We start from the raw sequence: 13,499 nt of genomic DNA, 5'->3' as shown, positions 1-13,499 counted from the left end.
GTCCTCCAGCCCCTTTTTTGTTTAAAAAACAGATTAGGTCTATTCTATGATAACAACGCGGTTTAATTCAACCTCTCCTTTGTAAAGATTTGCAACACCGCCTTTACCGATAACTTCCAATTGTTTTGCATCTACCCCGTATGTCTTGATTAAAGCGTCAGCCACGTTTTGTGCGCGTTTTTCGCTTAATTTCTGGTTGAACTCGGCGCTACCGGTAGCTTTGTCCGCGTAACCGATAACCTTGTAAACTTGTCCCGGGTTACTCTTGATGAGGTTAGCGTAGTATTCCAAGTTAATCAACTCTTTTTTCGTGAGGTTGGCTTTGTTTATCTTGAAGAAAATAGCCAAAGGCGCGTTCTTGATAGTTTTTGCTTTGTTTTTCTCTGCTTCCAGATCTTTGCGAGCTTGGTTTAACTCGTCTTGCAAGCGGTCTGCACGACGGATTTGTTCTGCCAATTTAGCTTCTGCCGCGCTCAACATTTCTGGGGAAACACCGGTGTAAATTGTTTCAGCTTTTTTCTCTCTTCTAAAATTGCGTTGTTTGAATTTGTAGGTAACACCCACAGAAACTCCCAGAATGCCTTCTCCCTTGCATCCGCCTACTTCTCCGTCAAATGCTTGCGGTACGAGGCTACCTTTGATTTCCACGTTAACATCGAAGGCGTCCGTTAAACGCATTTTATTGATTAATCCTGCTGTAAACATGAATTTCGTGTTGTCCACGGAAGAACAACCATGGATCATTCCGAAACCGGCAAAGGGTACTGCCTCGTAAAAACGGTCGGTACGGTATCCTCCAATCCAGTTTGACAAGTTGAGCAACCCGTCCACGTGCAGATTGAATTGTTGCCATTTTTGTTTGTAGTAGCCATTTTTAAGGACACCTTTAGCGTAAATGTTTTCAGCGTTTGCCGTTGCACCTTTTAACGTGAATCCACCTACTTGAACTCGAGCTCCGATTGTTGGTAATACCCATTTTCCAACTGATAGGTCAAAAGCCGGAGTCAAACGTTTCCCGAAACTAGCTTTACTATCACTCTCCCCGAAGTAAATTTGTCCCCCGAAGTTAAAGGATGTGAACCAATTGTCCCAAAAACCGTTGGTGACGAAACCACTCCAAGCCTTGCCTTTTTCTGTTCCCAAGTTGTTACTTTCATTTTGGGCACTAGCCCAAAGAGGCAATGCAGCGATGCATAACAAAATAAATACTCTTTTCATACAATATTGGTTAATTTGTGAATGGGATAATCATTTAGAATGAATAAAATCATACCCCTTTTAATTCAAAAATAATAGTTTTTTCGTGGTGCAAATATACAGTATTTTCATTTATAATACATTTATATTTTATATTTTTCGAATTGCGTCATTTACATGGGCTTGCTTGCGCTTTTCGTTGATATCCAATATGAAAGAAATAGATATTTTGAATTAAATTATATGCAAAGTGTTAAAATCGCCACTATATAGTATTGTAATTGGATATATTTTTTGTTGTAAATATTCATGTCGGATTGATTTTTTCCCGGAAAAATTAATTTTGTGGTAAAATAATGAAGTTTAAATATGGTACTAGAAACAAAAAGATTGGTTTTGAGAGAACTTGTTCAAGAAGATTTTGATGACGTGTGTAAATTATTGCAGGATCCTGTAGTGATGTATGCTTACGAGGGGGCTTTTAACGAGCGGGAGGTGCAAGAGTGGTTGGATAAGCAATTCCGGAGATATGCCAATGATGGTTTCGGGTTGTGGGGAGTAGTGGAGAAGAGTTCCGGGGAGCTGATCGGGCAATGTGGTGTTACTTTGCAGGAATTTGACGGGAAACAGGTTCCGGAAGTCGGTTACCTGTTTAGAAAGGAGTTTTGGCACAGGGGATTTGCCTCGGAAGCGGCTGCTGCTTGCAAAGAATATGCCTTTGAAAAACTTGGTTTTGATAAGGTTTATTCAATTATACGGGATACTAATATTGCCTCTCAAAATGTGGCTTTACGGAACGGGATGAAAAAAGAGGCGGTTTTCGTGAAGCATTACCGGAATGTTGATATGCCGCATTTCGTCTATTGCGTACTTAAAAATGAATGAGTTTATTTTGTTTGTCTATTCATTTTAAGGTATGCGGGAATTAGGAATCGGGCAAAATGCTTATTACCGTGGGGGGTGGGGGCAAGAATGATTTTTTTTAGAAAAAAATGCGATTCCGTTTAATCCTTTTTGTGAGGGGTCGTGTATTAATAGTGTATGAAAAAGAAAGAAGAAACATATCAGTATGAAATTGCCGCTTTAATACTGGCGTATTTGCGGAATGAAATTGATGATGAGGGACGGAAAAAACTCGATTCATGGTTGAGCGAGTCCGCTTCTCACGAGGTTCTTCTTGCCCGGGTACGGGACGAGGAGTTACAAATGGAGGCCATCCGTAAGATATTATCTTATGATGCCAACAAGGCATGGATGGAAGTGACTCGGAAAGTAGCTCGTCGCCGCAGAAGGAGAGTAGGAATAATATACAGGATTGCAGCTTCTGTTGTGGTAGTGTTAGGTGTTTCTCTTGCGCTGTGGATGAACCGGAATGAAAAAGTGAACACGAATAAAGTCGTGGAGGTCGCACAAGTTGCCGAGATCGTCCCGGGACGCCCGATGGCGACGTTGACCGTGGCTTCCGGTGCGGTTTACCAGTTAGATACGTTGAATAACGTGGCGTTATCTTCTGCGCTGGCAGCCAACAATGGCAAGGAAGTGATTTTCACGGATCTTCAAGGGCGTGATTCTTTGGCGGAAGTACAATACAACAAGATTGAAATTCCCCGGGGAGGAGAATATAAAATTACCTTGAGTGATGGAACGCATGTATATTTGAATTCACAGACAGTGCTCCGTTTCCCGGAAAGCTTCGCGAATAGCGAACAACGTGTGGTGTATCTTTCCGGAGAGGCTTATTTCGAGGTGGCAAAAAACGCAACCAAACCTTTTATCGTGTGTTGTAAGAATTATAACGTGAAGGTGTTGGGAACCTCGTTTAACGTGAATGACTACGAGGATGAGAGTGATTCCAAAACCACGTTGGCATCCGGGAAAGTGGAGATCAGCATGAACGGTCGTCAGACGGTCTTGAAGCCGGGGCAACAGGCTGTGATTAAAGCTGGGTGGGTGGATGTGAAGGAAGTCGACGTGGAAGTGTACACAACTTGGATGCACGAGAATTTCCGTTTCCAAAGCGAGACAGTGGAAGAGATAATGAAAAAGTTAGCCAGATGGTATAATATAGATGTGGTTTACTTGGGCGAGTCCGTGAAAGGTTATCACTTTACGGGTTATTTGCCTCGGTATGCTGATATTTCAAAGGTGTTGGATTTATTGAGTTTAACGACAAAAATTAAATTTGAATTGAAAGGTGAAACAATTATGGTGATGGAAAGATAGTGTAAAATAAAGCCGAAGCTGCAACTCCGGCTTTATAAATGTGTACTAAAAATAAACCCAAAAGGGATTTGACAAATATACACGATTTTTTTCTAAAACCAAGCTGAAATGTATTTTATGTGGTGAATTTTCACTGCAAGTGCGTGTAGTATTTTTTAATAAACATCAATTACTTGAACATGGGGGGTAATTCTCAGAGTTTTACCCACTTGTTTCAAGTGAAAGAGTACTAAAAATGACCTAAATAAATTTATCAATGAGAAGTAGAGTTAAAAATTGCGTGTTCGGTTGCGGTAAGCGGTCATTAGCCTGCAAGCTAGTGATGGTGATGCTGCTACTTACACATTTTGCGTTTTCGAGCGGAAATGCGTTTAGCCAACAGAACATTACTGTTCAGTTTGAGCAACAGCCTTTAAGTGAAGTCTTGCGTGTTTTAAAACAAAAGACGAATTACGAATTCTTGTATAACGACGAGGAAATCAAAGGGATCACGGGAATTACCCGTTCATTCACGAATGCCTCGGTGCAAGAGGTTTTGACGGTTTGTCTGGCAGGAACTAGGTATAGCTTTAAGATTGTGGACAATCTGATTGTGATTACTCCCGATGACGAAAAGAAAGAGGAGGTGAAGAAGATAACCGTGAAAGGAAAAGTCGTTGACGAGAAAGGAGAGATGCTTCCCGGGGTGACAGTTCTTTTGAAAGGTACAACTGTCGGAGTCGTTACCGATATTGACGGGAAATTCAAAATTGAATTACCGAAACGGGATACGATGATTTTGGTTTTCACTTTCGTGGGAATGAAGTCGCATGAGTTGAACGTGGGTAAGGTGAAAGATTTGAGTAAAGAGATTTCTATTAAAATGGAATCTGATACAGAAACATTGGATGAAGTGGTGGTAACAGGATATGGAAATATTAGAAAAGAAAGCTTTACTGGTAGTTCTGTTTCTGTGAAGCGGGAGCAATTATTAAAAGCTTCATCTACCAATGTGATTCAAGCATTATCAACTTTTGATCCTTCTTTTCGTATACAGCAAAGTAATAAATGGGGATCTGACCCAAATGCTATTCCTGAAATTTATATTCGAGGTCGTTCCGGTATTGGTGTGAAAGAATTGGATTCAGATGCTTTGTCGAAGTCTAATTTGAAAAATAATCCAAACCTTCCGGTGTTTATCATGGACGGTTTTGAAGTAAGCGTTCAGAAGGTTTATGATATGGATCCCATGAGGGTAGAAAGTATCCAAATTTTGAAAGATGCTGCAGCTACTGCAATGTATGGATCTAGAGCTGCCAATGGAGTTGTAGTTATAACGACAGTCGCACCTAAACCGGGAGAAGTGACTATTTCTTATAGTTTTACCGGTACTGCGAATATGCCTGATTTGTCTGATTACAATTTGGCAAATGCGGCAGAGAAACTAGAAATAGAAAAACGAGCTAATTTATATACTGCAGAAAAATATAACGGGGATTGGGCTGCAGCTTTGAATGCTTATAATCAACGTTTGGTCAGAGTACAAGAAGGTGTTACAACCGATTGGTTGTCTATTCCTTTGCGGAATTCATTTGACCATAAACATAGTTTGTCAGTAGAAGGAGGTAATGCTGATTTACGTTACGGGCTTGATTTGAGTTATAGTAGTAAGAATGGTGTAATGAAAGATTCATATAGGGATGTGCTTAATCTGGGTTTTCATGTTGATTACCGGATCAAGAATTTGCAAGTGGTCAATTATATCGAGTATGAATATACAGAGGCACCGGATTCTCCTTATGGAGATTTTAGCGATTACGCCCACTTGCAACCCTATGATCGCCCTTATGATAAAGATGGAGTTTTGATTTCTGGAGCATTGGATTTTTCCCGGAAGTCAAATGGAAGCACTATGAACAATCCTTTGTATGAGGCTCTATTGAATAATTATAAGTGGGATAAGTCGGATGTGTTCACGGATCGAATTATGCTTAATTGGTTTTTTACAGATGCGTTGCATTTGAAAGGTCAGTTCGCTGTAACTAAGGAAATAACAAAAAGTGAGCGTTTTATAGATCCACTTTCTAGCAAAGCAACGGCTTTGGATGATAGTGATAATTCCGATTTGTTGGGAGATCTTTACACGACGGATGGAAACTCTACCAAATGGGATGCGCAAGTGGGGCTTTATTATTCTAGAGCATTGGGACTTCATGCGCTTAATACTTCGCTTGTGATGAATGCTACTTCTAATAAATCGGAAAATACTTCAGCGCACTATCGAGGTTTTCCATCTGGCGAATATCATTCACCGAACTACGCTGCGGAAATTTATGAAAAACCTTCTAAAACTCAAAGTATGAGTAGATTGATTGGTTTTGTGCTGCTTGCAAACTATAGTTGGAATGATATATATTTGGCAGACTTGTCTGTTCGTTTTGATGGTTCTTCTGAGTTCGGTTCTGATCAAAAATGGGCTCCATTTTGGGCTGGAGGTTTTGGTGTAAATATTCATAATTACGGTTTCCTGAAAGATAATGCTATTATAAATCGTTTGAAAATAAAAGGCTCTTACGGGCAAACCGGTAAAGTAAATTTTCCTTCTTATAGTGCGACAACTATTTATAAAACATTTGACCGTTGGTATATCTCCGGTTTTGGAACAGCTTTAAAAGCTTTGGGAAATAGAGATTTGAAGTGGGAAACAACAAATAAATTGAATATTGGAACTGAGTTAGGTTTTTTGAATGATCGGATTTCGTTAGATTTTGATTATTATCGTAATAAGACTGTTGATTTGATTACAGATGTAACCTTACCTTTTTCTTCCGGTTTTTCTTCGTACAAGAGTAATTTAGGAGAAACATTGAATGAGGGATTTGATATCCAATTTCGTTATGATATACTTCGGACAAAAACTTGGAATTTTGCGGTATGGGGAAATTTGAATCATAATGTGAATAAAATATTGAAAGTTTCGGATGCGTTGAAGGCTTATAACTCGCAAGTAGATGATTATTATAGTGATGCAGAAGAGAGTTTGACTATAAATGCGAGCTGGGATAAAACGCCAGCGGAGTATGCAAAACCAATTATGAAGTATGAAGAAGGTGCTTCTTTAACTTCAATATATGGAGTACGTTCATTGGGTATAGATCCGACTACTGGTAAAGAATTATATCTTTATCGGGATGGGCAAGTAAGTAGCGTTTGGAAAGCTTCTCAGCAAGTTCCATTAGGAGATACAGAACCTGATGCTAGCGGGTCGTTTGGTTTTAACGCAACGTATAAGAATTTTTCACTTTTTGCGTCTTTTGCATATGATTGGGGAAAACAAATCTACAATGAGACTCTTGTTAATTTAGTAGAAAATGCTGATATCGAGTATGCTAATGTCGATAAGCGTGTGTTGACGCAACGTTGGGAAAAAGCAGGGGATATAGCACCATTGAAGGATATCAAGAGTACAGAGAGTACGACTTTGCCTACTTCTCGTTTTGTGCAAAATGAGAATGTACTTTCGTTATCAGCGTTGACATTTAGTTATGATTTTAATTCAGAATGGTTGAGAAAGATATATTTGAAAACACTCCGTCTTGAAGTGCAAGCGAGTGAATTGTTCCGGTTATCTACGGTTAAACAAGAAAGAGGTACGAGTTATCCATTTGCTCGAAGTATAAATTTCTCGTTACGTGCAACTTTCTAGAAAATGATATAATATGAAAAGATATAAATTATTATTATGGGGTATTATCCTGCCATTTTTCCTTTTTTCTTGTAGTGAATGGTTGGATGTAAGACCAGAGGATGAGATTGCTGAAGAAGATGCTTTTGCTTCCGGGGACGGATTCCGTCATGCGTTAAATGGAATTTATTATTCCATGGAATCACAGAATATGTACGGAATGTACTTGACTTGGGGAATTCCAGATGCTTTAGGGCAAGTATATTCTTATTCTTATTCTATGTCGAACGAATTAGAAAATGCAGCTGCATACGAATGGGAGAATAAGAATCTGAAACCGGTGTTGGAGGCGATGTGGAAAGAGACTTATTATGTTGTGGCAAATTGTAATAACTTAATTCAGCAGATAAGGAATGCAGATCCAGATATGTTTTATGCGAAAAACAGAGAGAAATCTGCTATTTGGGGGGAAGCGTTGGCATTACGGGCATTTTTACAATTTGATATGTTGCGTTTATACGCTCCCGCTCCTATTACGAATCCTGGAAATCGGAAATTTGTTCCATACGTGCAGGAATATCCTTCTTATGTGTCTCAACTTAAAACTGTAGATGAATGTTTGACTGCAATTGTAGAAGATCTGAAAGCAGCTAAAGAGTTACTTTGGAAAGTGGATTCTGCAAATACGTTTACCCAGGGAGTATTTGATATTCCGGGATCCGGAGAATCAACATTTTTGACTAGAAGAGGTTATCGATTAAATTATTGGGCGGCAACAGCTTTGTTGGCTCGGGTATATTTATATGCACAGAAAGAGAATGAAGCATTAGAGCAAGCAAATGAGGTTATTGAATTTGTAACAACGAAAGGTGCATTCCCATTTAGAAATAATGCATCTAATGGTGATATAAAATTTTATTCGGACGTGATCTGGGGATTGCATGTTATTGATTTATCAAAGATATATAGTACCGTAAACCGGATTGAAAATACACGTGATCAGCACTATCTGGAGATATGTAATGTCGAAGGTAATTATTTTGGGGAAGATATGTCCCAGAGGAATGGAGTATGGCAGAGTAATGATAGGCGTTTTACTTACTGGATTGAAGATATGAATAATTACCATTATTATTATCGGTTTAAAAAATACGATGAAGAAAAGTCCGGTTCCTATATAAACATATCTAATACAATGGTTCCGCTTGTACGGATGAGTGAGGTGTATTATATTGCTGCAGAAATACTTGCTGCTCAGGGTGACGAAGGATTGACCAAGGCAAAGTCATATTTGAAGTTAGTAAAACAGGGGCGTGGATTGAAAGTCTCGGATAATTCCATGTTAGCTGTAGATAATGCTTTATCGAATGATGATTTTATGAATGTTTTGATTAATGATATGCGTCGGGATTGGATAGGGGAAGGACAGACATTTTATATTTATAAACGTCTGAATAAAGATATCCCAGGGGATAGGTCTTCTATTGCAGCAAGTGAAAAAGTATTTGTTATACCTCTTCCTGATGGAGAAACTAATTTATAATGGATTTAGTTATGAAGAAATATATTATTTTACTGTTTATATGTATTGGAATGTTAACTTCTTGTGAAGAGAAGGGGATTATGGAATATTCCGATAATTCGTTGTACGTTTCTTTTGAGGCAGATGCAACAAAAGATAGTGTAATCTTGTCTTTTAGAGCTTACCCGACTGGGGTTGTGACTTGGAAAGTGCCGGTAAAAGCGGTAGGGGTATGGGCAAGGGAAAATCGTGAATACACGATATCTATAGATGAAGAGATGACAACTTTGCCTGCAGACCTTTATGAATTACCGGAGAAATGTGTATTTCCTGCTGGACAAGATCGGGATACGATAGAAATCACTCTTTATAATGGTTCGATATTAGCGGAGAAAGCATACCGTTTGGTTTTAAAAATTGATGAAAATGATAAAGTAAAGGAGGGGGAACTTAATTATAGGCGGGCAATATTTCAAGTATCAGATAAACTAGAACGTCCTAAATGGTGGACGGAATTAAATGGTGGTTATGGATATGCTAATGTATATAATATCGCAGAAACTTATTATTTAGGAAGTTATTCTGAAGTAAAATATTCAATGTTTCTGGAAGAGTTGGCGAAAGATAATATTGTTTTTGACGGAGAGGATACCGCAATATTGAAAAAATATTCACTCCGTTTGAAATATCGTGTTCAAGATTATAATGATGATCCCGCGAATGCTGGAAAGCCTTTGTCCGATGAAAATGGAAATCCGATTATAATTCCAGTTGTAGGTTAAAATGAAATGTTATGAAAAAGAGTTTTTTATGGATATGTATGCTTTTATTAGTCTTTGGCTGTTTAGATGATAAAAGTAATTATGATTATAAGGATATAAATGATTTTGATAATTGGATAAGTAAGGGAGTATCCAATATTCAAGACTCGTATACGTTATATCCGGGAGAGAGTCAGTTATTGGAACCTAAGGTGCGTTTTTCGATTGATACATTAAATCCAGATGCCACTTATGCTTGGTATTTGGGAGATGTAGATGAAATGAAAAAACTTGCAGACACAAAAGATTATACCTATACTGCAGAAGTATTGGGGAAGCATAATTTGATTTTTTCAGCAACAGATAATAAAACTGGAGTGACCTTTAGCAAAAAAATTGAGGTAACTGTTGTCACCTCATGGAAAAATGGATGGTTGGTGCTGGCGGAATCTGCTTCAGGAGAAACACAATTGTCTGTAATTTTATCGAAACTACAAACAAAACAGATCGTGGGTGACGATGGAAAAGTTACGTATGTGGATACAGTTATTTATGTTGGAACGGATATGAATGTAACTCCAAATTTAGGTCGGAAACCACGTAAATTAGTCGAAAACTTCCCATTTGTTGATTATGCTAATTTAGAGATTGAGGATGAAATTATGGTGTTGTATGATGGGGGATATGTTGAATTGGATGGAAATGCATTGCAACAGGTGGGGAGCCCTGCTGAAGAGTTCTTGAATGGTTTCCCGGTAGATTTTGATCCGGTGGATGCAGTACTTAGTTGGGGTGGAAAATGGCTGTTAAATGCTGACGATTATGTTTACTCAGCCGTAATGTCTGTATCAACCGATTTGCATTCTGGACGTTATTTGAGTGAACCATCATTTAATAATAAGAAAGTGAAAGAATTATTGCCATATTGGAAAGGTGGTGGAAATTATTACGATGTTGCTAATTTTTTTCTAGGCGTCGGAGAGGATAATACGTTTTTTGCTGTTCGTGACGATGGAAATGTCGGTGGATATTATAATGGTAATTTCGGTATTAATGCAGCTAATTACATCAGTAGTTACGTGGAATTAAGTGATAATATAGGTGATGGTGTAGATATGTCGTTCTTTAAAAATATAAATGGAGAATATATATTTCATGCTTGGGCAGGGCAGGCATCTTATTATGATCCTCTCGTTTACCTTTCAATTTTGAATCGAAGCGGAAGTTATTATTGGAGTTATTATACTGTGGAACCAGAGGTTAATCGTTATACGCCAGGGCATAAGATTGAGATAACAAGTCAGTCATATGGGTTATTGGATGCAGGAATAATGGCAAGTTACCAGTGTGCAACTGTGTTGCCATGGAAGAAATTGCTTGTAATTGCTTCCGGTAATAGATTGTATGGCTTTGATTATTATGAAGATAAGTCAAATGTGGCGATTGTAAATGCGCCGACATTTAATTCAGAAATCATACATATGGCAGTAAAAGATTATGGGAAAGTTACAAATAATGCACACCTTGCAGTGGCATTAAAATCTGGGGAGATATACGTGTATGAAGTCGCATACGATGCTGAAAATCATCAGGCTAAATTAACAGAGTTGTATCATAAGGATGGATTTGGGAAGATTGCTGATTTGATCTATAAATTTGGGAATCCCTATAATCCGGGATCTTATAACTTGTATTAATGTAGTATTTTAAAATTTTGAATTCTTGAAGGGGGGAAAATACCCCTTCAAGTTATTTCTATCGTTCGTATGTGTAAATAATTTGTATGAAAAGAATTGTATTGTCGTTATTATTACTTGTTGCTTATCTGGGAGGAAATGCTCAACAAAAGGCAAATTACAAGTTGGCAGAAAGATTTACTCAAATGGGTTTATCTGGGATTGCTGCCCGGAATAGTATGCGGGTGGTACCGCATTATATTCATGGTGGCGAGAAGTTTTGGTTTGAGTTTAGGACGGACGAGGGGACGATGTATTATTTGGTTGATCCGGAGAAAGCGGAAAAGCGATTGCTCTTCGAGAATACGGATATAGCGCAAGGGGTGAGTAGTATTGCCCGGAAGGCATATAACGAGAAAGATCTGCAACTTTCAAATGTAGATTTCTCAAAGGATATGTCAAAGATGACTTTTTCGTTGGGAGGAGGGAATTTCGAGTATAATATGAAAACGAAGAAGGTAAAGGAGTTGCCGAAAGAGGAGAAGAAGGAGGACATGGTAATGTACACGTGGATGTCTTTATCTCCGGACAGCAACTATATTGTATACGCGAAGAATCATAACCTCTACATGAGAGGGAATAAATATAAAGGGCAGGATACGACAGAGATTCAGTTGACGACGAACGGGGAGCGTTATTTCTCCTATGCCCGAAATGGTCAGGATACGGTATCTGATGAGGAAGCCATGGCAGGACGTTGGTTCAAGAAAGTGAATAAAATCTATGTCTTGCGGCAAGATAATCGGAATTCTGACGAGATGGCGGTGATCAATGTGTTGGCGAAGCCGAAACCTGTATTGGAACGCTACAAATATGATATGGCGGGAGATAAGAATTTGTCGAAGTGGGTACTTTCGGTGATTGATGTAGACAAACGGAAAGTAATAGATTTTAATATCGAGCGCTGGCAGGATCAAGATGCCGAGGTAAGATACGTGACGGACAAAGGAGATAAGATATTCTTTGAACGTTATAGCCGGGTGCGGGACGAAGTGGAATTGTGCGTGGGGAACACGGAAACGGGAGAAGTGAAAGTGCTGATTCACGAGGTAGATAAGCCCTATATCGATTATCATATGCGTAATATCGTTTTCTTGAACGAGGGGAATGATATTCTCTACCGTTCGGAGCGTACCGGATGGGCCCATTATTATCATTATGATGGTAATGGAAATTTGAAGAATACGATTACTTCCGGTGATTGGGTTGCCGGACAGATTGCAGCTATCGATACGGTGGGTAGAACAATTTACTTGTACGCACACGGGTATGATAAAAAGATGAATCCTTACTATTATCAAGTGGTGAAGGCTCATATTGATCGTGAAGGGGTGAAATTGTTGAGCCCGGAAGACGGGCAACATAAGGCGGAGTTCTCTAAATCCCGGAAATATTTTGTGGATAGCTATTCCCGGGTGGATATGGAACCAAGATTTACTTTGAAGGATAATAACGGGCGAGTGATTATTAAGGATTTGGCAAAGGTAGATATCCGGAGGGCTTACGAGATGGGATGGCGTGCACCGGAACGTTTCGTGGTGAAGGCTGCCGATGGATTGACTGATCTGCACGGGATCATGTGGAAACCGGCAGACTTTGACCCGAACAAGAAATACCCGATTATTTCATCTGTATATCCGGGACCTTTCTTTGAATACGTGAGTACGTCTTTTAGTTTGGATGACAGCTATAACATGAAGTTGGCTCAACTCGGCTTTATCGTGGTGTCCATGGGACACCGGGGAGGAAGCCCTATGCGGGGTAAGTTTTATCATCGTTACGGGTATGGAAATTTGAGGGATTATCCTTTGGCTGATGATAAATATGCGATCGAGCAATTGGCGGATCGTTATTCTTATATCGATATAACGAAAGTAGGTATTTTCGGGCATTCCGGCGGAGGTTTCATGTCAACGGCAGCATTGTGTACTTATCCTGATTTCTATACTGCCGCGGTGTCTTCTTCCGGTAATCATGACAATAATATCTATAATAATGGTTGGGTGGAGATTCATCATGGCGTGAGAGAAACGAAGGAAACGGTGAAAGATAGCGTGAACGGAGATCATGAGGTTTCAAAGTTCAGCGTGAAGGTGCCCACGAATATGGAGTTGGCTAAAAATTTGAAAGGACATTTGTTGATCGTGACCGGGGATATGGATAAGAACGTGCATCCCGCTCATACTTTGCGGATGGTGGATGCCTTGATTGAAGCCGGAAAGAATTTCGATATGCTGGTATTGCCGGGCAAGACTCATGGTTACGGGAGTGCGGATAGGTTCTTTGAACGGAAGTTGTGGTATCATTTTGCTAAATATCTGTTAGGTGATACCACTGCCGATCATTACGGTAACATCGAGGAATACAAGGGAATTGAAAATTGAAAATGGAGGATT

At 39.2% G+C, this 13,499-nt stretch carries 8 protein-coding genes; 7 read left to right on the top strand and 1 reads right to left on the bottom strand.

What is annotated here, in order from left to right:
- Positions 1 to 39 precede the first annotated feature (39 nt).
- The gene (locus BN8899_RS05890) at positions 40 to 1,218 is read right to left on the bottom strand and encodes an OmpA family protein (protein ID WP_065218691.1); all 1,179 of its coding nucleotides are present in this window, start codon (positions 1,216 to 1,218) and stop codon (positions 40 to 42) included.
- 348 nt (positions 1,219 to 1,566) lie between these two features.
- On the opposite strand from BN8899_RS05890, the gene BN8899_RS05885 reads away from it, so the two are divergent.
- The 7 genes from BN8899_RS05885 (at position 1,567) to BN8899_RS05855 (ending at position 13,487) form a co-directional block, all read left to right on the top strand.
- Positions 1,567 to 2,082 carry a GNAT family N-acetyltransferase gene (locus BN8899_RS05885; RefSeq protein ID WP_065218690.1) on the top strand — a complete coding sequence of 172 codons (516 nt, stop codon included), beginning with the start codon at positions 1,567 to 1,569 and terminating at the stop codon, positions 2,080 to 2,082.
- Between the two features lie 156 nt (positions 2,083 to 2,238).
- On the top strand, positions 2,239 to 3,420 hold the full coding sequence (locus BN8899_RS05880; RefSeq protein WP_065218689.1) for a FecR family protein: 1,182 nt from the start codon (positions 2,239 to 2,241) through the stop codon (positions 3,418 to 3,420).
- A gap of 256 nt (positions 3,421 to 3,676) precedes the next feature.
- Positions 3,677 to 7,105, top strand: a complete 3,429-nt coding sequence (locus BN8899_RS05875) for a SusC/RagA family TonB-linked outer membrane protein (protein WP_082986924.1) — start codon at positions 3,677 to 3,679, stop codon at positions 7,103 to 7,105.
- 13 nt (positions 7,106 to 7,118) lie between these two features.
- On the top strand, positions 7,119 to 8,627 hold the full coding sequence (locus tag BN8899_RS05870) for a RagB/SusD family nutrient uptake outer membrane protein (protein WP_065218688.1): 1,509 nt from the start codon (positions 7,119 to 7,121) through the stop codon (positions 8,625 to 8,627).
- Between the two features lie 11 nt (positions 8,628 to 8,638).
- A complete protein-coding gene (locus BN8899_RS05865; RefSeq protein ID WP_065218753.1) occupies positions 8,639 to 9,388 on the top strand; it encodes a DUF4843 domain-containing protein in 750 nt (249 codons plus the stop codon).
- 11 nt (positions 9,389 to 9,399) lie between these two features.
- Complete coding sequence (locus BN8899_RS05860; RefSeq protein WP_065218687.1) at positions 9,400 to 11,064, top strand: PKD-like family lipoprotein; 1,665 nt, start codon at positions 9,400 to 9,402, stop codon at positions 11,062 to 11,064.
- An 86-nt stretch (positions 11,065 to 11,150) separates the two neighbouring features.
- Entirely contained in the window at positions 11,151 to 13,487 is a 2,337-nt protein-coding gene (locus BN8899_RS05855; RefSeq protein WP_065218686.1) for a S9 family peptidase, read from the top strand.
- The last annotated feature ends 12 nt before the right edge of the window (positions 13,488 to 13,499 follow it).

Origin of the sequence: Butyricimonas sp. Marseille-P2440, from assembly GCF_900091675.1 — a bacterium.
Classification (GTDB): Bacteria; Bacteroidota; Bacteroidia; order Bacteroidales; family Marinifilaceae; genus Butyricimonas; species Butyricimonas synergistica.
Note: the sequence above shows the minus strand (reverse complement) of the source record. Positions and strands in the feature narration are given on the sequence as shown.